The sequence below is a fragment of the Acidovorax sp. A1169 genome (assembly GCF_030704685.1).
GTDB lineage: Bacteria > Pseudomonadota > Gammaproteobacteria > Burkholderiales > Burkholderiaceae_C > Acidovorax.
The window spans coordinates 1-19696 of the sequence record NZ_JAUZDX010000011.1 but is presented as its reverse complement, the minus strand read 5'-3'; the positions used below and the strand labels follow the sequence as shown (position 1 = coordinate 19696).

The following is a 19696-nucleotide window of genomic DNA, read 5'->3' as shown; positions in this document are numbered from 1 at the left end:
CGACTTCAGAACTGCAGCATCGATATCGTCCGGACGTTGTGCATGCCGCAGCCGTTCGAGCACGGAGCCTGCTGGCGCAAAGCTATCGGTGCATGCTGCTCTCGACTCTTTGGGCCTGCTGGGCAGCGCTGCGGCAGCGGTCATCGGACTAAACCAGGAGGTGGCAAGTTCTACACACAGCTGTAGTGATCCTCCGCCGAACGCCGATGCTTCAGCGAGTTTTCCAGTTGACGGATGCCAGCAATGAGACCGATCGGTCCTGTTGCAGAAAAGCAAGGAATTCACAATGTTTGAGATGCCCGACGCACTCCTGCTGGCACGCATCCAGTTTGCGTTCACGGTGAGTTTCCACTTTCTGTTTCCCGCCATCACCATCGGGCTGGCCAGCTACCTGGCAGTGCTCGAAGGCCTGTGGCTGAAGACCGGGCGCGCCGACTACATGGACCTGTTCCGTTACTGGATCAAGATCTTCGCGCTGGTGTTCGCCATGGGGGTGGTCTCGGGCATCGTGATGTCCTACCAGTTTGGCACCAACTGGGCCGTGTTTTCTGACAGGGCCGGCCCGATCATCGGCCCGCTGATGGCCTACGAGGTACTGACCGCGTTCTTCCTGGAAGCCGGCTTCCTCGGCGTGATGCTTTTCGGCATGAACCGCGTGGGCAAGCGCCTGCACTACACCGCCACGTTGATGGTGGCCCTGGGCACCTTCGTTTCGGCGTTCTGGATCCTGTCGGTCAACAGCTGGATGCAAACCCCAACTGGCTACGCGATCAACGCCAACGGCCAGTTCATCCCGGCGGGCAGTTGGCTGGCCATCATCTTCAACCCCAGCTTTCCCTATCGGCTGGCGCACACCCTGTCAGCCGCCTACCTGACCACCGCCTTTCTGGTGGGCGCCGTCGGTGCCTGGCACCTGCTGAAGGACCGCACCAACCCACGCGCGCGGCTCATGTTCTCGATGGCGATGTGGATGGCGGCGATCGTGGCGCCGCTGCAGATCGTGCTGGGCGACCTGCACGGCCTGAACACGCTGGAGCACCAGCCGGTGAAGGTGATGGCGATGGAAGGTCACTACAAGAGCCACCCGCAAGGCGCGCCGTTGATCCTGTTCGGCATTCCCAACAGCGCCGAAGGCCGCGTCGACTATGCGCTGGAAATCCCCAAGCTGTCTTCGCTCATCCTCAAGCACGACCTCAACGCTCCGATGGCGGGCCTGGACACGGTGCCAGCGGCCGACCATCCGCCGGTGGGCATCGTTTTCTGGGCGTTTCGCACCATGGTGGGCCTGGGCTTCCTCATGGCGGGGCTGGGCATGTGGAGCCTGTTGGCACGCGCCCGGGGCCGGCTGTACGAATGGAAGTGGCTGCATCGCTTCGCACTGGCCATGGGCCCATCGGGCCTGATTGCGGTGCTGGCAGGCTGGGTCACCACCGAGGTGGGCCGCCAGCCCTGGACCATTCAGGGCCTGATGCGAACGGCCGAGTCGGCCTCGCCGCTGTCAGCGCCTGCGGTGGCGGCTTCGCTGGTGGCCTTTGTGGTCGTGTACTTCGCGGTCTTCGGGGCCGGGGTGCTCTACATCTTGAAGCTGATGGCCAAGCCGCCAGTGGTTCATGAATCGGCCCCGCCCAACATCCCTGCGCGCGCCGCCGGCACCACGCCCGCCGTGGCCTTGCGGCCAGAAGTCCTGACCACCGAATAAGGAAACGGCATGAACATCGACCTGACGCTGGTCTGGGCCCTCATCATCGTGGTGGCTGTCTTCATCTACGTGGTGCTCGACGGCTTCGACCTCGGCATCGGCATCCTGTTCAGCACCTTCGAGGTGGGTCAAGACCGCGATACCGCGATGAACAGCATCGCGCCGGTGTGGGACGGCAACGAGACCTGGCTGGTGATGGGCGGCGGCGGCTTGCTCGCGGCCTTTCCACTCGCCTACGGCCTGATCTTCTCCGCCCTTTACGCGCCCATCATTGCCATGCTGCTGGCCCTGGTGTTTCGCGGCGTGGCCTTCGAGTTTCGCTGGCGTGATCCGGCCCACCGCGGCTTCTGGGATCTCGCGTTCACCGGCGGATCATTGCTGGCCGCTTTCTCGCAAGGCATCATCCTGGGCGCGCTGCTGCAGGGTGTGGCCATCAGCGGGCGGGCGTACGCCGGCGGCTGGTGGGACTGGCTCACGCCGTTCTCGCTGCTCACCGGCGTGAGTGTGGTCGTGGCCTATGCGCTGCTCGGATCCACCTGGCTGGTGATGAAGGCCGAGGGCGCGCTCCAGCGCCAGGCGAGTGCCATGGCGTGGTGGCTGGGCGGCGCCACGCTGGCGGCCATCGGGGCGGTGAGCATCGCCACCTTGTTCCTGAGCGCCGACTATTTCAGCAACTGGTTGAGTTGGCCCAACCTGCTGTGGGTGGCCCCGGTGCCTGTGTTGGTGGCCCTGGCCAGTGTGGCCTTCGTGCGCAGCCTCAGGGCGGGCCATGAGACAGCGCCATTCCTGCTCACACTGGGCATTTTTCTGTTGAGCTTCGTGGGCCTGTGTGTCAGCGTGTTCCCGTACATCGTGCCAGGTGCAGTGACCATCTGGGACGCAGCCACCGACCGCAGCGGCCAGATCTTCATGCTCTGGGGCACTGCCTTCGTGCTGCCCATGATCCTGGGCTACACCGCCTGGTCGTACTGGGTGTTTCGCGGCAAGGTCGCCGCAGACGGGTACCACGCATGAAACCGCGTCTCTTTCGTTGGCCGGCCATCACCACCCAACGCTCCGACGAGCCCCTGCCGCCGCTGTGGAATCGGCTGCTCTGGATGGCTGGCATCTGGGGGGCAAGCATCACCGCGCTGCTGGGGGTGGCCATGGTGTTGCGCTGGGTGCTGAAGGGCTGAATCCTTACTAACTGCCTCGCGGCACCGGCATGTACTTCATCGTTATGACGAGCCATCTAAGCAGTAGGTGTCAGCCGATCGAATGTGCCTCGGACCTCATTTTCAAAACGATCTCATCCATTCCCATGAAAACAGCACATGATCTCGTCCTTGCCGCTAAAGCCCAATGCCATGAGGTATCGGTCAAGGACGCCACTGATGTCTTGCTCACAGCCGACGCGATTCTCGACGTACGCGAAGCTGATGAATACGCTGCAGGGCACTTGGCCGGCTCCATGAATATTCCAAGGGGTCTACTCGATTTCAAGCTATCAGGCACCCCCGCACTGGAGAGGCGCGACCTCAGCGTAGTCCTCTATTGCAAGACAGGCGGTCGTTCCGCGCTCGCGGCCACCACCATGCAATCCATGGGATACATGAACGTGGAATCGATTGCCGGTGGATACGATGCCTGGTTGGCAGAGGGTATGCCAGTGGTAAGGCCGGCTCAACCCACCTTCGATTGAGCTCAGGATGAAGGAAGCCTTGATCCCCGGATATGAAATCAACGCGATCGCTTTTGAACAACCATGAGGCTCTTGTTCCGCTGCGCTGGATGGTTCAACATTTGGCTACGTACTCAACCCTTGCGAAGCCGCAGGGCATTGGTGATCACAGATGCTGAGCTCAGACTCATCGCAAGAGCTGCAATCATCGGGGACAGGAGCCAGCCGGTGAAGGGGTACAACAGGCCGGCGGCCAATGGTATGCCCAGCGCGTTGTAAAAGAAGGCGAACATGAGGTTCTGCTTCATGTTTCCTACCGTAGCCTCCGACAGTTCGCGCGCCGTGGAGATTCCGCGAAGATCCCCTTTGACGAGGGTAACCTGGGCACTGTTCATCGCCACGTCTGTGCCGGTACCCATTGCGATACCCACATCCGCCTTGGCCAGAGCTGGCGCGTCGTTGATCCCGTCGCCAGCCATGGCGACGACACGGCCTTCGGCCTGCAGCCTGGAAACAAGGGCCAGCTTGTCTGCCGGCTTGACCTCGCCGTGGACCTCATCGATGCCGAGCTTTGCGCCCACGGCCTTGGCGGTAGTCATGCCGTCGCCAGTGGCCATGATGATGCGCAAACCTGCCGCTTGCAGGGTTGCCAAGGCATCCGGCGTGCTGGACTTCACCGCGTCCGAGACCGCCAGCAACCCTTGCAACTGACCATCCGCTGCCAGGTACATCACGCTGGCGCCCGTGGCACGCAAAGCCTCGGCCTGCGCAAGCAGCGGCTCCGCTGACACGCCCACTTGCTCCATCAGGACAGTGTTACCCAGGGCCAGTTGGCGGCCTGCAACCCGGCCGCGCACGCCGATACCCGATCCAGATTCGAAATCCTCCGGCTTGTCCAGCGCCAAGCCCTTGGCCCGCGCCGCATGGACAATCGCGTCCGCCAGAGGATGCTCGCTGCCTTGGTCCAGACTGGCCGCCAGGCGCAGCACTTCATCCTCGGACAGGCCGGGCATGGCCACCACCTGCTCGAATGACGGCTTGCCCTCGGTAAGCGTTCCGGTCTTGTCCACGATCAGCGTATCCACCTTGCGCAGGTTCTCGATGGCTGCGGCATCTCGGAACAGAACGCCACTGGTCGCGCCCCGGCCCGTCGCCACCATGATGGACATGGGCGTGGCCAGGCCCAGTGCACAGGGACACGCAATGATCAGCACGGCAACTGCGTTGACCAGGCCATAGACCCAGCTTGGTTCCGGTCCGAACAGGCCCCACGCGAAAAGTGTCAGAAGCGCGATGCCGACCACGACCATCACGAAATACCCCGCCACCTGGTCTGCCATGCGTTGCATGGGCGCCCGTGAGCGCTGCGCCTGCGAGACCATCTGCACGATCTGGGACAGCATGGTGGCTGAGCCGACACGTTCCGAGCGAATGACCAGCGCGCCGTTGGTGTTGAGCGTGGCGCCAATTACCGAGTCCCCTGGCCCTTTGACGATCGGAACGGGCTCTCCGGTGAGCATGGCTTCGTCCACAGCGCTGCTGCCCTCGACCACCACTCCATCCACTGGCACCTTCTCACCGGGGCGCACGCGCAACAGATCGCCCACGTGCACATGGGACAGGGGTACGTCGCTTTCCTGCCCGTCGGGGTCGATGCGCCGCGCGGTCTTGGGCGCCAGGCCCAGCAGCGACTTGATGGCGGCAGAGGTCTGGGAGCGCGCCTTCAGCTCCAGCATCTGGCCGAGCAGCGTCAGCGAGATGATGACTGCCGAGGCTTCAAAGTACACCCCCACGCGCCCCATGGCCTGGAACGACGCCGGGAAAGCACCCGGCGCCAAGGTGGCCACCACGCTGTAGACGAAGGCAGAGCCTGTGCCCATACTGATCAGCGTCCACATGTTGGGACTGCGATTCACCACCGACTGGGTGCCACGCACGAAGAAGGGCCAACCGGCCCACAGCACGATGGGCAAGGTCAGGACCAGCTCGATCCAGCTCTGAGTGGCCATCTCGAACCACCGCAGTTGGTGTCCCGCCATGGCCAGGACCGTAACCACGATAGTCAGGGGCAGTGTCCACCAGAAGCGGTGCCGGAAATCCACGAGCTCGGCGTTTTCCCCCTCGTCTAGCGTCGGAAGCATCGGCTCCAGGCTCATGCCGCATTTGGGACAGTTTCCAGGGTGGTCCTGCTTCACCTCCGGGTGCATGGGGCAGGTGTAGGTCGTGCCTGGCTGAGCCGCTTCGGGTTCGCGCGAGGCGGGTGCGTCGCTCCCGGGCACGTACTTCTGGGGAGCCTCGACGAATTTCGCGCGGCACCTGGCGCTGCAAAAGTAGAAGTGGTGCCCTTCGTGCTCCGCTGAATGATGGGCCTGGCTCGTGACACCCATGCCGCAGACGGGATCCTTGAGTCCGGCCGACGGTCGCGATGCTTGCACGTCATGGCCCTCGTGGAGCCTTTTTCGAGGTTGCTCTTCTGCCCCCAAATGGGCTTGATCATGGGGCGTTGCGGTAGACATAAATGGATCTCCAATCGCTCATTCGAGAACCTCGGCTGTGACCAGGGCGAGAGTCGTGACGGACTTGCTCTGCAAGAGATAGCTTGAAGGCCCTGGGGCACGATAGGGCTTAACACGATGGCAATGTCAAGCTGAAATGCGGCCACTTATGGCCTATCGCATCGAAGCCAACAGCGGCCGCGCACCGGGATCTCGATGCGCTAGCCAAGCAACAGTTCGCAGCCACACAAGCGATTTCACTGATTGTCGTGATCTATCTTTTTTTGACCGTGCGGTGACGTACAGAAGGACCTTGGCCAGGGAAGCGGGAAAGAAATGATCGACGCAGATGCAGCGCGATTTCTCCGCGTAGTGGGGCGTGAGTGCTGCACTACCACCCACGCCCCGACGAGTTGCTCACTGACCTCGACGCCAATTCCAGCGGATACGCCAAAGTGGCATCGTCGAAGAACTCTTCGACGTCATCGCAGGCGTCGACTCGAAGGTCTCGCAGTGGCCAAAAGGTCTGTGATCCTGTGGTTCGGTAACGAACAGACGGGCGATTGCCACACGGCTATCTTGGACCAACACCTGCTTCCTGGAATATGCGTGTCCTCATCAAATCCTGCCGTCTACGACTACATCGTTAGGGAGCTAGCGCCCACGGAACATGCACCGGACGAGGCCCCAATCACCATCGTCTATGAGCCACTGGGCGAAGTGGACAGCTTGCCCGTGCGCGGCAAGGTCTCCATGCGTCTCTTGGCAGGTACAACCCCCGACAAAGCACGGGCTATTGCGAGCACGCTTCAGGCCAGGGTCAAGAGGCTTTGCCACCTGGAGGCGTCGGTCGACGAATCCACATGAACAAGGAAGGCCCCGTGCCCAGCCTCAGCCCCGCCCCGGCCAAGCTGGGCCTGGGCCTGCTGGTTGCGCTAGTCGTCGGTTCAATCATCGGCAGCGGCATCTTCGGCCTGCCGCAAAACATGGCAGCGGGTGCCGGTGCGGGCGCCGTCCTTATCGGCTGGACCGTCACGGGCATCGGCATGCTGCTGTTGGTGCGGGTCTACCAGATGCTTGCGCTACGCAAGCCCGACCTCGACAACGGCGTCTATGCCTATGCCCGTGCCTTGTCGGGTGAGTACGTCGGCTTCAACTCTGCCTGGGGCTACTGGGTCAGCGCTTGGATCGGCAACGTCGGCTACCTGGTGGCGGCCTTTGGCGCACTGGGCTATTTCTTCCCGGTGTTCGGTAGTGGCAACTCGCCGGCGGCCATTCTCGGCGCCTCGGCGGTGCTGTGGGTGGTTCACTTCCTGGTGTTGCGCGGCATCCAGGGTGCGGCCGTACTGAATGCGGTGGTCACTGCGGCCAAGCTCGTGCCGCTGCTGCTGTTCATCGTGCTGGTGGCCATGGCTTTTCAGCTGGACACTTTTCGCCTGGACTTCTGGGGCACGGCCCAGCTCGGCTCGGTGCTCGATCAGGTCAAGAGCACGATGCTGGTGACGGTATGGGTGTTCATCGGCATCGAAGGCGCCAGCGTGTACTCGGCACGCGCCCGCAAGCGCGAAGACGTGGGCCGGGCCACGGTCATGGGCTTCCTCATCTGTCTGCTTTTGTTGATGTCGGTGTCTCTGCTGTCCTTGGGCGTTTTCAACCAGCCCACCTTGGCCGGGTTGAAGAATCCGTCGATGGCCGGCGTCCTGGAAAATGCAGTCGGCACCTGGGGCGCCGTGCTGATCTACATCGGCCTGATCGTCTCGGTGGGTGGCGGCTTTCTGGCCTGGATGCTGCTGGCAGCCGAATCACTGTTCACGCCGGCCGGCGATGGCGTGATGCCCAAATGGCTGTCGGCCTCCAACAGCAAGGGCGTCCCCGCCCACGCGCTGTGGCTCACCAATGGCATGGTGCAACTGTTTCTGGTGCTCACGCTGTTTTCCAAGGCGTCGTACCTGGCACTGATCTCGCTCTCGACCGCGATGATCCTGGTGCCGTATCTGTTCAGCGCTGCATATGGCCTGTCGCTGGCGTGGCGCGGTGAGGGCCAGCGGGAGTTCCGACACCGCAGCGACTTACCCATTGCCGCGCTGGCCACCGTCTACTGCGTGTGGCTGCTGTATGCGGCAGGCTTCAAGTACCTGCTGCTGAGCGCCTTGCTCTATGCACCCGGTGTTGTGCTGTACGCCTGGGCCAAGCACCAGCGTCGGGACCGCGTGTTTACAACGTGGGAGTGGGCCATCCTGGTCGCATTGCTGGCGCTGGCCGGTGTCGCAGCGACGCTGCTGGCGCAAGGAAAGCTTGGCCTGTGAACATCCCCTTCGTTCAATTCTTTAGAAAGCCCACACCATGCCCCAGGGCCTGAACTCCGAAGTTGGCCGCCTGCGCCGCGTGCTGGTGTGCCGGCCCGGGCTGGCGCAGCGGCGCCTGACACCCGCCAACTGCCGCGAGCTGCTGTTCGACGACGTGTTGTGGGTATCTCAGGCGCGCAATGACCATGACGCTTTCACCAATGCGATGGTCAACCGTGGTGTGGAGGTGCTGGAACTGCACGACTTGCTGGCCACCGTCGTGGCCGATCCGGCGGCCCGCACCTGGCTGCTCGACCGCAAGCTCAGCGCCGGCACGGTCGACACCGAACTGGCGCAGCAGCTGCGTCCCTGGCTGGAGGGCTTGCCGCCCCTGCGCCTGGCCGAACACCTGATCGGCGGGCTGGCGCGCGCAGAGCTGCCGTTTGAACCCGAGGGGCTGTTGGCCCGCTTTACGGCGGCTACTGACTTCCTGCTGCCGCCTCTGCCCAATACGCTGTTCAGCCGTGACAGCAGTTGCTGGATCGGCGATGGCGTGGTGCTGTGCCCGATGTATTGGCCGGCGCGGCGGCAGGAAACGCTGCTCACAGCGGCCGTCTATCGCTTCCACCCGTTGTTCGCAGGGAAGGTGACCACCTGGTGGGGCGACCCCGACCAGGACCACGGCGGCGCCACTTTGGAGGGCGGCGACGTGATGCCGCTTGGCAAGGGCGTGGTGCTGGTCGGCATGGGAGAGCGCACGTCCCCCCAGGCCGTGAGCCAGCTGGCGCGTGCGCTGTTCGCCCAGGGCGCCGCCAGCCGCGTCCTGGCCGCGCAGATACCCAAGTCGCGCGGCGCCATGCACCTGGACACCGTGTTCACGTTTTGCGACGTCGACCTGGTGACGACCTTCCCCGAGATGGTCGATGCGATCCGCGTGCACAGCCTGCGCCCAGGGGGGCGAGAGGGTGCCCTGGATGTGCGCACCGAGACAGGGCCGTTTCTTCGCGTCGTGGCGGATGCGCTGGGCTTGCCCCAACTGCGGTCCGTGGGCACTGGCGGCGACGCATGGCAGGCAGAACGCGAGCAATGGGACGACGGCAACAACCTGCTGGCACTGGCACCTGGCGTGGTGATGGGCTATGCGCGCAACACCCACACTAACACCTTGCTGCGCAAGGCAGGTGTCGAGGTGATCACCATCCCTGGTTCAGAGCTGGGACGCGGTCGCGGCGGCAGCCACTGCATGTCGTGCCCGATAGAGCGCGACGCGATCTGATCGCCCGACACAACGGAGTTACCCCATGAGTTTCAACCTGCGCAACCGCAGCCTGCTGGCGCTGAAGGACTTCGCGCCCGATGCCATCCGCTTCCTGCTCGACCTGGCGGTCGAGCTCAAGCGATCCAAGGCAGTGGGCAACGAGCTGCCTCGCCTCAAAGGCAAGAACATCGCGCTGATCTTCGAGAAGCCATCGACGCGCACCCGCTGCGCCTTCGAGGTGGCCGTGCATGACCAGGGCGGGCACGTCACCTACCTGGACGCGGGCAGCTCGCAGTTGGGCCACAAGGAGTCGCTGAAGGACACGGCCCGTGTTCTCGGGCGCTACTACGACGGCATCGAGTACCGCGGGTTTCATCAGTCCGTGGTCGAGGAGCTCGCGCAATACGCCAAGGTGCCGGTCTGGAACGGGCTGACCGACGAAGCGCATCCGACGCAGATTCTTGCCGACCTGATGACGATGCAGGAGTTTGGCGACAGGCCCCTGCACGAGCTCAGCTTTTGCTACCTGGGTGATGCCAGCTTCAACATGGGCAGCTCGCTCCTGGTCGGCGGCACGCAGATGGGCATGGACGTGCGCATCTGCTCGCCAGCCAGCCTGCAGCCGCCGCCCGAACTGGTGGCGCAGATGCGTGAGCTGGCGCTCACCACCGGCGCACGCATCACGCTGGAGACCGACCCGCTGAAGGCGGTGGCCGGTGCCGACTTCCTCTACACCGACGTATGGGTATCGATGGGCCAGGACGACGCAGTGTGGAAGCAACGCATCGCTGAGCTGCTGCCCTACCAGGTGACGACAGCCCTGATGAAGGCCACCGGCAAACCGCGCACGAAGTTCATGCACTGCCTGCCTGCCTTCCATGGCCTGGACACCGAGGTTGGAAGGCAGGTGCATGAGAAGTACGGCCTGACGGAGATCGAGGTCACCAACGAGGTGTTCGAGTCTGAAGCGTCCATCGTTTTCTCGCAGGCTGAGAACCGCATGCACACCATCAAGGCCGTGCTCGTGGCCACGCTCGGATGATGCAGGCCATGTTGTTGATCGGCTTCGCATGAAAGTCGTCGTGGCGCTGGGAGGCAACGCACTGCTGCGGCGTGACCAGGCGCCCACTGCAGACAACCAGCTGGAGAACATCCGCCGTGCCGCCGCCCAACTGGCACGGGTCGCAGCGCTGCATGATCTGGTGCTGACGCACGGCAACGGTCCGCAGGTGGGCCTGCTGGCCCTGCAGGCCGCCGCCTACCTGGATGTGGAGCCCTACCCCCTGGACGTGCTGGGCGCGCAGACCGACGGCATGATCGGCTACCTGCTGGAGCAGGAACTGGCCAATTTGCTGCCCGCCTCGCGCGCGGTGACGACACTGATCACGCGTGTGGAGGTCGATCCACTGGACACCGCCTTCCAGCACCCCAGCAAGCCGATCGGACCGGTGTACGAAAAGGCCGAGTCCGAGCGCGTGGCGATTGAAAAGGGATGGACCATGGTGGCCGACGGTGCGGGGTTTCGGCGTGTAGTCGCATCGCCCCTGCCGCTCCGCGTGCTGAGCCTGCCAGCCATTCGCTGGTTGCTGGGGCATGGCGCGCTCGTCATCGCTGCGGGTGGGGGTGGCATACCGGTAGCGCGCGCCGCCGTGGGCGAACAGGGCCTGCAGGGCGTTGCAGCGGTGATCGATAAGGACCTGTGCACCAGCCTGCTCGCACGTGAGCTGCAGGCCGACGTGCTGGTCATCGCCACGGACGTGTCTGCGGTCTACCTGGACTGGGGCCTGGCCACACAGCGCGCCATCGGCCGGATCACACCGCAGGCCTTGGCCGCGCACGACTTTGCGGCAGGCTCAATGGCGCCGAAGGTCGAGGCCGCACGGGCATTCGTGCTCGCCACAGGCCGGCGCGCGGTGATCGGATCGCTGGAGCGGATCGAGGAAATGCTTGCAGGCCACGCTGGAACCCAGGTATGCGCGCAGGCGCCAAGCGTGAAGACGCGGTGAGATTGCTGACTTACCAGCCGGCATGCACTCCACGACGCTTGCAAAACTGTTCCGTGCATCCGCCTGGTTTGACTATATTCAAGGTCAGTGAAGGGCCACCAGCGAGTACTGCCAATGCAAGGAGACATCTGTGAATTCAACCGAAGTCCAACCTGAAAAGCGAAAGAAGATGCAGTTTTCTGTAGTGGCGCATCGTGTGGACGCGCATCAAAGCATTGCGCACTGCAAGCAAGCAGCAGTCACTCTCGACACGGATATGGCTGGCAATCCAGAAGCGTTCAATCCTGCGGAACTACTGTTGGCGGCACTGAGTGCGTGCATCATCAAGAGCATTGAGCGCGTGACACCCATACTGAAGTTTGGGATGCGCGGAGTCGAGGTCAAGGTTCAGGGCGTCCGGCAAGATGCCCCTCCCAAGATGGAATCAGTCCGCTACGAAATCACTGTAGACACGGATGAGTCGGACCAGCGCCTGAAACTGTTGCACGAGAACGTGAAGAAGTACGGCACCGTCTTCAACACGATTGCGCCGGCTACTGATCTTTCAGGGGTCCTGGTGCGCAAAGCACCACTGAACGAGAACGCACTTTGAATGAAAAAGAGCACGGGCAGACGCATGCTCCCGCCACCTACAACCTGGTTATTGCGGTCGAAATCGCCTTCAACTTGTCATTTTTCGCAGTTGATGCGTACGCTAAATGACCATGATCGTTTCACCGGAGGAATTTCACATCAGCATTCGTGTTGCGGACCTTGCTGAAAGCACCAAGTTCTACACCGCGTTCCTGGGCGTGGAGCCCAAGGACAGAATGCCGCGATTTTCGACATTCTTAGTTCCGAGCCTGAAGTTGAATCTGGTTTTGCTGGTCAACGACAGTGGAAAGCCGCTGGACACTTACAGCCTATATCACATTGGCCTGGGCGTGCGAGACAAGGCTGCCGTCATCGAAAGCTTTTCGCGGGCCAGGGCAGCCGGGGCGCACATCGTTAAACCCCCGAGGACAACCTGGCGCGGGACGCCTCTGCATGAATTGTGGTTGCGCGACCCGACCGGATACGGCATCGAGGTGTATGCCCGACTAAACTTGGAAGAGCTCAGTGCGATGCCTCTGGACATGGAGCCGACCTATTTGGTACCAGCCGAGCCCACCTGATCCCCTCGGCTGCTCACAGGCGTCGGATGCAGACAGCTACAGCGCGTGGCGTGATTGGTCAGTTCTTCCGAAATGCCTTGCATCGCGAATGTCCGGAGCAGTGTTGTTGCTGATCCCGTGCCATTGACTACAAGAGAGGAAGCTGGCTGCCTACCGTCAGAGTAGCGACCGAGGCAGAACATCGACAAACGAGGCGCATCCGAAGCGTCTCGGAGCTTTCGCGATGTCCTCCTCTCTTGAATTGAGGAAAAGCCACCTGCTTGCCTCTTTACCAGACGCCGAGTAGGAGCGTTGGTGATCGCAGCTTGAACAGGTAGGGATGCCGTTGGGTCAGGTGCTGTACGAGCCAGGCTGCACATCCCGAGGCCATGGCAAGGGTCGGCTACCGCACAGACCGTATTCACCGCAATGCATACCCTCAGTTGCCGCTACCCCACTTCCGGACATCCATATGCGGCACTCTAAAGCCAGCTATCAACAGGCGTCGGGGCAGCATATGGGCCCGATGACCAGAGCTCCAATGGCCTGGCTTGCAACATGAAATACAAAGACTACTACGCCACCTTGGACGTGCCACGCGACGCCACGCTGGAGCAGGTCAAGAAGGCCTACCGCAAACTGGCCCGCAAGTACCATCCTGATGTTTCCAAGGATGCCGATGCAGAGGCGAAATTCAAGGAGCTTGCAGAAGCCTACGTGACCCTCAAGGATCCGGAAAAACGCAGTGCTTACGACAACATCGGCAAGCACGTCCCCGGCGAGGAATTCCAGCCGCCGCCCGCCTGGGAACGTCCTGCTGGCGGCAACGGCCCCACATTCGCGGACATGAACCTGGCCGACCTGCTGGCGGCCATGGGGCACGGGCGGGCGGGCCGCCAGAGTGATCGCGGCCCGGTGCCGGGCCGCGATTTCGACACCACGGCCCGCATCAGCCTGGAGCAGGCGCACCAGGGAGCCAAGCTCACCCTGGAGCTTGACGACGGTGGTGCCGGGCGTGCGCTGGAAGTGACAATACCAGCGGGCGTGCGCGATGGCCAGAAGCTGCGCCTGCGTGGGCAAGGTGGCAAAGGGCACCAGGGCGGCGCCAACGGGGACATCTACCTGCACATTGCCCTGGCGCCGCATCCGCTGTTCCAGGTACGGCAGCACGACCTGTATTTCAAACTGGCGCTCAGCCCCTGGGAAGCCGCGCTGGGTGCCGAGGTAGAGATTCCCACCCTCGGCGTCCCCGTGCTGCTGACGGTGCCGGCTGGCACCCGCTACGCCCGCAAACTCAGGGTGCGCGGGCAAGGCCTTGCAGATGGCAATGGAGGACGCGGGGATTTCTACGCCGTGGTTCACATCGAGATCCCGAAAACGCTTACTGCGCGCGAGCAAGAGCTGTTTGGTGAGCTTGCCAGTGCATCGGATTTCAACCCACGTCAAACAACCTCACGGAAGCATCCAAATGACCACACAACAACATGACTGGCATTGGCTGGACCACCGGGGCACAGTGAGCCTGTCCGATCTCTCACGGGCCAGCGGACTGACCGCGCAGGAGCTTGAAGAACTGGTTGAGTATGGAGCGATTGCACCAATGGCCCCGGAGCAAGCGGAGCAGCACTTCAGCGCGGAGTGTGTTGTCCCTCTGCGCGCGGCGGTCAGGCTGCGTGTCGCCTACGACCTGGACATGTTCACGGTGGTGCTGCTCATGGATGGGCTGCGGCGCATCGAGGTACTGACCCAGCGCATCACCGTACTGGAAAGTATGGTGCCGCACGCAGGAAGCGCAATGCCCATGGCCGTGCAAGAGTTCATCGACATCTCTTCAGGGCACGCGCGGTCCTGACGGCACTGCCATATCCGCTCTGTGTGATGCGATCAGAGAAGCTTTTCGAACCCTCCCAGCTACGCGATTTCGCCCCCCACCTGCAGGAAATGAGGAGCTCAACGCATGTTGACACGTAGACAATTCACCGCGTCAGCGCGCGCCATCGTTGCCAGCCCACTGATGCTCGCAGGCTGCTCACCGGCCGCGGACTCGGACAACTACAGCACTGTCGCGGCTTCCATCCGGCAGGAGCCGCCTGCGTCGGAACTTAACGGCCCTATGGCTGTCCAGCGCGAACTGGTCCGCTACGCCACGCTGGCGCCATCCAGCCACAATACCCAATGCTGGAAATTCAGGATGGAGGACAAGGCCATCACGATCTTGCCGGACCTGTCTCGGCGATGCCCTGCAGTAGACCCTGACGACCACCATCTTTTCGTTTCTCTGGGGTGCGCCGCCGAGAACCTGGGCCATGCAGCGCTAGCGCATGGGTTCGGTGCCAGGATGACTTTCGACACCGTAGCGGACAGCATACGAACCGAGTTGATCCCCGTCGACGCCACGCGATCATCCCTGTTCGATGCCATTTCAATGCGGCAGTGCACACGAGGTGATTTCGATGGAAAGCCGTTGAGCACTCTGGAACTCAGTATCTTGGAACGGGCGGGCTCGTCGGATCGTGTCAGCCTGTTGCTCGTCACAGAACGTTCCGGAATGGAGCGGGTGCGTGACTTCGTGGTTCAAGGAAACAACGCGCAAATGGTAGACCAGGAATTCCTGGGGGAACTCAGGTCCTGGATCCGGTTCAGCTCGGACGACGCCCATCGCACCCGAGACGGGTTGTTCAGCCTCTGCTCCGGGAACCCCACCATGCCTGCCTGGATCGGGCGCCAGGCGTTTGACTGGCTCATCAGCGCCAAGAGTGAAAATGACAAGAACTCTCTGCAGATACGCAACTCTGCCGGCATCGCAGTGTTCATCGGGCACGCTGCGGACAAAGCACACTGGATCGAAGTGGGTCGTTGTTACGAGCGTTTTGCCTTGCAGGCCACCGCGTTGGGTGTTCGCAATGCGTTCTTGAACCAGCCTGTCGAGGTCGCTTCGCTCAGGTCACAGTTTGCTGCAGCCATGGGCATCGAGGGGCGCCCCGACCTCATAGTGCGCTTCGGCAGAGGGCCGACGTTACCACCATCACTACGGCGTGAGGTCGGTGCGGTGCTGATCTGACAGCGAATCGATCTATCTGGAAAGAGCCCGTCAGGCTTTTCAGAATAATCAGGGACATAGTCAGGTGGGCTTCACCATGTACCCCATCCACAGCCAACAGGTTAGGGAGCAGACCACTAGCAGGACCGTGGCTGCCAGCGTGATGACAATGCCGGTGTGCAGAAAGTCGCGGGCTTCAAAGGTACCGGCGCCATAGGCGATCATGTTTTGCGGCGCGTTGACCGGAAGGATGAAGCCAAAGCTCACCACGAACTGCATCAGCATGCTCATGCCGACCACATTGATGCCCAGAGTCTTTATCGCCAGGAGCACGCTCAGGATGATGGGAATCATCGTGGATGCCAGCGCCGTAGCGCTAGCTAGCGAACACCAGGTGGATCACGATCAGGAACAGCGACAGCAGCATCAGAATGGCAAACGCGCTGGCCTGTTGCAAGCCCAGGTTCTGCACGATGAGGTTAGGCAGCCACCTGGCCAAGACGTTTCAACTTGGCGATCCATTGCGCTGTGTCTGCGGGCTTGAGGTCACCGCACATGCCGATCAGGGTTTCATGGACCGGCGAGATGCCGCACAAGCCCAGGATGTTGCGCTCCAGCGACTTGATGCTGTGGGCCCGGAAGTACCAGCGGTAGACGATGGCAGGCATACCCATCGTGGCCACCACTCGTGCCGAGCGGCCCGTCAGGCCCTTCTTGCCGAAGGTGTTGCCACCGGCCTCCCGCGTGAACGCAAAGCCGGGCCGGGCCACCTGCTCCAGAAGGCCTTTGAGCAACGCCGGCATGTCGCCCAGCCACAGGGGAAAGAACAGCACGATGTGTTCCGCCCAGCGGATGTCGTCCTGCGCCTGCTGCAGTGCTGGTGGGAGCTTGCCGGCCTCCCATTCCTTCTGGCTGCGCAGCAGCGGAAAGTCGAGCCCGGCCACATCGACCTGGCGTATGGCGTGACCCGCATCGCCCGCGCCGGCCGCGTAGGCCCGCGCCAACGCATGGCACAGGTGGGGCTCGCGCGCGTCGGGGTGGCCCTGAATCAGGAGAATCCGCTTGTTGGTCATGCTCGAATTCCTGGTTAGTAAAGGCTGGGTGCGTTGACGGCGGGTTCGCTCACGCCTCGATGATCACCTTCAGCCCCTTGGTCTCTGCAGCCCGGCCGAAGGTGTCGTAGGCCTGCAGGATGTCCGCGAGCTTGAAGCGGTGGGTTATGAGCTGCTTCACTCTGGGCTCCAGCAACCGGTCAAGATGGCGAATGCTCACGGCGTTGTGCGCCAGGAAACCACTCCCACCCGATCGGCCGTCTGAGAGAAGTGGTAGATCGTTTCGTTGAGGTGGCGGGCGACTTCGGAGATGTCCGCTTCGTCCCACTGCAGGCCAGTGTTGCCCTGCCATCGGCGCACGTGCATCTTGAGGCTATTCCAGTCCTTGGCTTGCCTGTCGTCGCGCCAGTGCACCTGCGTTGTGTGGCAGCTAATGCAGTGGGTGGTGTATAGCAACTGCCCTCGCGTTGCGACGGGTGCCGCCTGAGAATGCGCCAAGAAACTGACACCTGCCAGGGCTATGACGATCAGTAGCGATTTCGAAGAAATCATGATGAATTCCCTTAGGAGTATCGGGCCTAGCGGCTCAGTTGCTCCTCGTTGCCTTCAATAAGCGCACTTGCGCATTGGGGCGCTGTAGCACGCAGCCATATCGATCAGCTAAGCGATATCAGGTGTTTGCGTGACAGACTCTGCCGGGCAGAGTCGTAACATGGCCTTGCATCCGGCGCTGCAGGAATAGTCCAGCCCCGCTCAATTTTCACAGACTGGATCATCGAGTTCGGCGCGTCGCTCCCCGTTTACGCGTGAGTGGCGGCTGTTCAAGGGTGACTGCATATCGGAATATCACCGCAAGCAAGGTCCCTGTCCGTTCGGTACCGAACGGACGCGGAAACCGCGATTTGAACTATGCCAAGTATTCGCAAAATCTCCCCGTCTTCCCTTGTGCGCCTAAACAATAGCTTGTGATGCATCACTGCTTCAGTGAGCGCATCCCTTGTAGCCACCATTGCTGAGTCTGCCAGTGACGCGAAATCCAAGCGCGTTGCTATTCCGTACCGACCGAAGCAATGCGATCTACGCCACGATCGACACAGCAGGGAGGCTGCGGTGGCTCGCAATATGATTGCTTACCACCCTCAGACATCCTAGATGGGATCGACTCGGTATCAGAAATTGAAGTCGGGCAGCAGCGCATGGGCTCTCATTGCAAATGCTCTCTATCGCTGCAGATGAAGTAGCCGACCACGTCCTACGTGTAAATTTTCAGATGGAGTCCATAGTTGTACTTGCATCTGATTTCAATGGTTTTCCACAGCGTGCCATGACTCAGTTATGGGAGATTTGGAAGTCTATTTGCTGAGCATCGTCGAGACCATCGGCTTCGAGTACATATTCGCAACCGACAGGTTGACAAGGGAATCAGCAATGCCTATCTCTCCCCCAGACAGTAAGCGCCACACTGTCAAGACCTTACCAACACGCCACCACAAGCCGGTTGTACCCAGTTCCGCCGAAGCCAAACTCAATCGCTTGCTCGCAGCGTTGCCTGACGCCGAAATGAAGCGCTGGCTGCCGGTGCTTGAGCTCGTCGACCTACCGCTTGGTTTGGTTCTCTACGAGGCGGGAAAGTCCGAGAGCCATGTTTACTTCCCGACCTCAGCCATTGTGTCATTGCTCTATGTGATGAAGAACGGAGACTCGGCGGAGATTGCTGTTGTGGGCAACGAGGGCATCGTAGGCTTTTCGCTCTTCATGGGCGGGAATTCCACACCCAGCCGCGCAGTGGTGCAAAGCGCCGGCAAAGGGTTCCGGATGACTGCGCAATTGATCAAAGACGAGTTCGACAAGTCCTTGCCCGTGATGCATCTGCTGCTTCGCTACACGCAAGCGCTGATCTCGCAGATGGCACAGACTGCAGTGTGCAACCGGCATCACTCACTGGGCGAGCAGTTGTGCCGCTGGTTGCTGCTCAGTCTAGATCGCCTGCCCGGCAACGAACTTGTGATGACCCAGGAGCTGATCGCCAACATGCTGGGCGTGCGCCGCGAGGGCGTCACGGAAAGTGCACTCAAACTACAAACGGCGGGTTTGATCAAGTACGCTCGTGGCCGCATCACCGTGCTTGACCGTTTGGGCTTGGAGGAGCGCTCTTGCGAGTGCTACGAGGTTGTAAAGAGGGAATATGACCGGCTGCTGCCGGCACAGATCGCGAGCTAGCTACGTCCCTGTCCTGCCACCACACGGCCGCGCTGTCGAGAAACGTAGTCTGCTCTAGGGACAAGGGTGGCAAATGTGTTGCTACGTAACACCCATGTCAGTGCGTCACCGCACGGACATCGGTAGCCGGTGATAGCAAGCTCATGGAGGCGTTCGCCACAGGATCTCTCCATGACAACAACAGACTTGACTATCTCAGACCAGATTCTCGATCGGAGGAATGCACTTTTGCAAGAAAGGTGTGAGCCGCGATTGCGGTCGGTAGTGGGCTGCGATGGTGTATTGATTAGCACCATCGTCTGCGCATCTGGCGCGACACTGGGCGCGTTTGACCATCAACGCACCATTGACCTTCTCGAGGAGGCTGTGCTCAGCAACATGCTCTTGCGCAGGCAACTCGCGGAGTTGCAAGCTGCCCAGGTGATGCTGCAGCGCCAAAACGATCTGCGCGAGGAGTTCACCTCCGTAGCCGTGCACGAACTCCGGACGCCTCTACAGACCCTTTATCTCCAAACTCAGATGAGGCTTCGTGTGCCGCGAAGTGACATTCTCAGCGTGGATCGCAACGCAGCCATGATGCAGCGTGACGAGAGGATGATCAAGAACATGGTGCGCCTGATTGATGACATAAGAGACGCCGCACGCATGGAACATGGCGCGATGTCCATTTTGACCCGACCGATGGACTTGGCTCACTTGGTCAGCCGCGTGGCGGTGGGATTCGAGGCCCAAGCCGCAGCTGCAGGCTGCGAACTATCCTATGCAACGCCTGACACCGTTGCAGGAATTTGGGACGAATTTCGCTTGGAGCAGGTGCTCGGCAATCTGCTAACCAACGCTATTCGGTA

Annotated in this window: 19 protein-coding genes and 1 pseudogene; 15 read left to right on the top strand and 5 right to left on the bottom strand. The window is 61.6% G+C overall.

Going from position 1 to position 19696, the window contains the following annotated elements; all coding sequences use genetic code 11:
- Positions 1-286 precede the first annotated feature (286 nt).
- The 4 genes from QYL93_RS18145 to QYL93_RS18130 all read left to right on the top strand — a co-directional run bounded on the left by QYL93_RS18145 (position 287) and on the right by QYL93_RS18130 (position 3380).
- Positions 287-1699, top strand: coding sequence for a cytochrome ubiquinol oxidase subunit I (locus QYL93_RS18145; RefSeq protein ID WP_305744952.1), 1413 nt, complete (start codon positions 287-289; stop codon positions 1697-1699).
- 9 nt (positions 1700-1708) lie between these two features.
- Positions 1709-2713, top strand: a complete 1005-nt coding sequence (gene cydB, locus QYL93_RS18140) for a cytochrome d ubiquinol oxidase subunit II (RefSeq protein WP_305744951.1) — start codon at positions 1709-1711, stop codon at positions 2711-2713.
- A complete protein-coding gene (locus QYL93_RS18135) occupies positions 2710-2874 on the top strand; it encodes a DUF2474 family protein (RefSeq protein WP_305744950.1) in 165 nt (54 codons plus the stop codon). Before cydB ends, QYL93_RS18135 begins: the two co-directional genes overlap by 4 nt.
- Before the next feature lie 125 nt (positions 2875-2999).
- Entirely contained in the window at positions 3000-3380 is a 381-nt protein-coding gene (locus tag QYL93_RS18130; RefSeq protein ID WP_305744949.1) for a rhodanese-like domain-containing protein, read from the top strand.
- Positions 3381-3493: 113 nt separating this feature from the next.
- On the opposite strand, the gene QYL93_RS18125 is transcribed toward QYL93_RS18130, so the two are convergent.
- Positions 3494-5746, bottom strand: a complete 2253-nt coding sequence (locus tag QYL93_RS18125; RefSeq protein ID WP_370877000.1) for a heavy metal translocating P-type ATPase — start codon at positions 5744-5746, stop codon at positions 3494-3496.
- 971 nt (positions 5747-6717) lie between these two features.
- Here QYL93_RS18125 and arcD point away from each other — a divergent pair.
- The 9 genes from arcD (at position 6718) to QYL93_RS18080 (ending at position 15597) form a co-directional block, all read left to right on the top strand.
- On the top strand, positions 6718-8160 hold the full coding sequence (arcD, locus tag QYL93_RS18120; RefSeq protein ID WP_305744947.1) for an arginine-ornithine antiporter: 1443 nt from the start codon (positions 6718-6720) through the stop codon (positions 8158-8160).
- A 37-nt stretch (positions 8161-8197) separates the two neighbouring features.
- Complete coding sequence (arcA, locus tag QYL93_RS18115) at positions 8198-9415, top strand: arginine deiminase (RefSeq protein WP_305744946.1); 1218 nt, start codon at positions 8198-8200, stop codon at positions 9413-9415.
- Positions 9416-9440: 25 nt separating this feature from the next.
- On the top strand, positions 9441-10439 hold the full coding sequence (gene argF / locus QYL93_RS18110; protein ID WP_305744945.1) for an ornithine carbamoyltransferase: 999 nt from the start codon (positions 9441-9443) through the stop codon (positions 10437-10439).
- A gap of 28 nt (positions 10440-10467) precedes the next feature.
- Positions 10468-11403 (top strand): carbamate kinase, encoded by a 936-nt coding sequence (gene arcC / locus QYL93_RS18105; protein WP_305744944.1) that lies wholly within the window; start codon positions 10468-10470, stop codon positions 11401-11403.
- Positions 11404-11572: 169 nt separating this feature from the next.
- Positions 11573-11995, top strand: coding sequence for an OsmC family protein (locus QYL93_RS18100; RefSeq protein ID WP_305745107.1), 423 nt, complete (start codon positions 11573-11575; stop codon positions 11993-11995).
- A 106-nt stretch (positions 11996-12101) separates the two neighbouring features.
- Positions 12102-12557, top strand: coding sequence for a VOC family protein (locus tag QYL93_RS18095; RefSeq protein ID WP_305744943.1), 456 nt, complete (start codon positions 12102-12104; stop codon positions 12555-12557).
- A gap of 537 nt (positions 12558-13094) precedes the next feature.
- Positions 13095-14024, top strand: coding sequence for a J domain-containing protein (locus QYL93_RS18090; RefSeq protein WP_305744942.1), 930 nt, complete (start codon positions 13095-13097; stop codon positions 14022-14024).
- A complete protein-coding gene (locus QYL93_RS18085; RefSeq protein WP_305744941.1) occupies positions 14005-14388 on the top strand; it encodes a chaperone modulator CbpM in 384 nt (127 codons plus the stop codon). The genes QYL93_RS18090 and QYL93_RS18085 overlap by 20 nt, the downstream gene beginning before the upstream one ends.
- Before the next feature lie 105 nt (positions 14389-14493).
- Positions 14494-15597 (top strand): Tat pathway signal protein, encoded by a 1104-nt coding sequence (locus QYL93_RS18080; RefSeq protein ID WP_305744940.1) that lies wholly within the window; start codon positions 14494-14496, stop codon positions 15595-15597.
- Between the two features lie 60 nt (positions 15598-15657).
- On the opposite strand, the gene QYL93_RS18075 is transcribed toward QYL93_RS18080, so the two are convergent.
- The 4 genes and pseudogenes from QYL93_RS18075 to QYL93_RS18060 all read right to left on the bottom strand — a co-directional run bounded on the left by QYL93_RS18075 (position 15658) and on the right by QYL93_RS18060 (position 17180).
- Entirely contained in the window at positions 15658-15930 is a 273-nt protein-coding gene (locus QYL93_RS18075; RefSeq protein ID WP_370876997.1) for an anion permease, read from the bottom strand.
- A gap of 125 nt (positions 15931-16055) precedes the next feature.
- Positions 16056-16649: an NAD(P)H-dependent oxidoreductase gene (locus QYL93_RS18070; RefSeq protein WP_305744939.1), complete on the bottom strand. Its 594-nt coding sequence runs from the start codon at positions 16647-16649 to the stop codon at positions 16056-16058.
- 49 nt (positions 16650-16698) lie between these two features.
- Positions 16699-16806: pseudogene (locus tag QYL93_RS18065) on the bottom strand (alcohol dehydrogenase); the annotation flags it as partial.
- Between the two features lie 38 nt (positions 16807-16844).
- Positions 16845-17180, bottom strand: a complete 336-nt coding sequence (locus QYL93_RS18060; RefSeq protein WP_305744938.1) for a cytochrome C — start codon at positions 17178-17180, stop codon at positions 16845-16847.
- Positions 17181-18188: 1008 nt separating this feature from the next.
- On the opposite strand from QYL93_RS18060, the gene QYL93_RS18055 reads away from it, so the two are divergent.
- The gene (locus QYL93_RS18055; protein ID WP_305745106.1) at positions 18189-18848 is read left to right on the top strand and encodes a Crp/Fnr family transcriptional regulator; all 660 of its coding nucleotides are present in this window, start codon (positions 18189-18191) and stop codon (positions 18846-18848) included.
- 171 nt (positions 18849-19019) lie between these two features.
- On the top strand, positions 19020-19696 hold a 677-nt coding region (locus QYL93_RS18050; protein WP_305744937.1), incomplete at its 3' end, for a sensor histidine kinase KdpD.

Bases quoted from the DNA above. Each gene is read 5' to 3' on its own strand.
- arcC (WP_305744944.1), top strand. From the start codon at position 10,468: ATGAAAGTCGTCGTGGCGCTGGGAGGCAACGCACTGCTGCGGCGTGAC.
- QYL93_RS18145 (WP_305744952.1), top strand. From the start codon at position 287: ATGTTTGAGATGCCCGACGCACTCCTGCTGGCACGCATCCAGTTTGCG.
- QYL93_RS18080 (WP_305744940.1), top strand. From the start codon at position 14,494: ATGTTGACACGTAGACAATTCACCGCGTCAGCGCGCGCCATCGTTGCC.
- QYL93_RS18100 (WP_305745107.1), top strand. From the start codon at position 11,573: ATGCAGTTTTCTGTAGTGGCGCATCGTGTGGACGCGCATCAAAGCATT.
- QYL93_RS18075 (WP_370876997.1), bottom strand. From the start codon at position 15,930: ATGATTCCCATCATCCTGAGCGTGCTCCTGGCGATAAAGACTCTGGGC.
- QYL93_RS18125 (WP_370877000.1), bottom strand. From the start codon at position 5,746: ATGGGTGTCACGAGCCAGGCCCATCATTCAGCGGAGCACGAAGGGCAC.
- QYL93_RS18070 (WP_305744939.1), bottom strand. From the start codon at position 16,649: ATGACCAACAAGCGGATTCTCCTGATTCAGGGCCACCCCGACGCGCGC.
- cydB (WP_305744951.1), top strand. From the start codon at position 1,709: ATGAACATCGACCTGACGCTGGTCTGGGCCCTCATCATCGTGGTGGCT.
- arcA (WP_305744946.1), top strand. From the start codon at position 8,198: ATGCCCCAGGGCCTGAACTCCGAAGTTGGCCGCCTGCGCCGCGTGCTG.
- argF (WP_305744945.1), top strand. From the start codon at position 9,441: ATGAGTTTCAACCTGCGCAACCGCAGCCTGCTGGCGCTGAAGGACTTC.
- QYL93_RS18055 (WP_305745106.1), top strand. From the start codon at position 18,189: ATGAAGCGCTGGCTGCCGGTGCTTGAGCTCGTCGACCTACCGCTTGGT.
- QYL93_RS18135 (WP_305744950.1), top strand. From the start codon at position 2,710: ATGAAACCGCGTCTCTTTCGTTGGCCGGCCATCACCACCCAACGCTCC.
- arcD (WP_305744947.1), top strand. From the start codon at position 6,718: ATGAACAAGGAAGGCCCCGTGCCCAGCCTCAGCCCCGCCCCGGCCAAG.
- QYL93_RS18085 (WP_305744941.1), top strand. From the start codon at position 14,005: ATGACCACACAACAACATGACTGGCATTGGCTGGACCACCGGGGCACA.
- QYL93_RS18060 (WP_305744938.1), bottom strand. From the start codon at position 17,180: ATGATTTCTTCGAAATCGCTACTGATCGTCATAGCCCTGGCAGGTGTC.
- QYL93_RS18130 (WP_305744949.1), top strand. From the start codon at position 3,000: ATGAAAACAGCACATGATCTCGTCCTTGCCGCTAAAGCCCAATGCCAT.
- QYL93_RS18090 (WP_305744942.1), top strand. From the start codon at position 13,095: ATGAAATACAAAGACTACTACGCCACCTTGGACGTGCCACGCGACGCC.
- QYL93_RS18095 (WP_305744943.1), top strand. From the start codon at position 12,102: ATGACCATGATCGTTTCACCGGAGGAATTTCACATCAGCATTCGTGTT.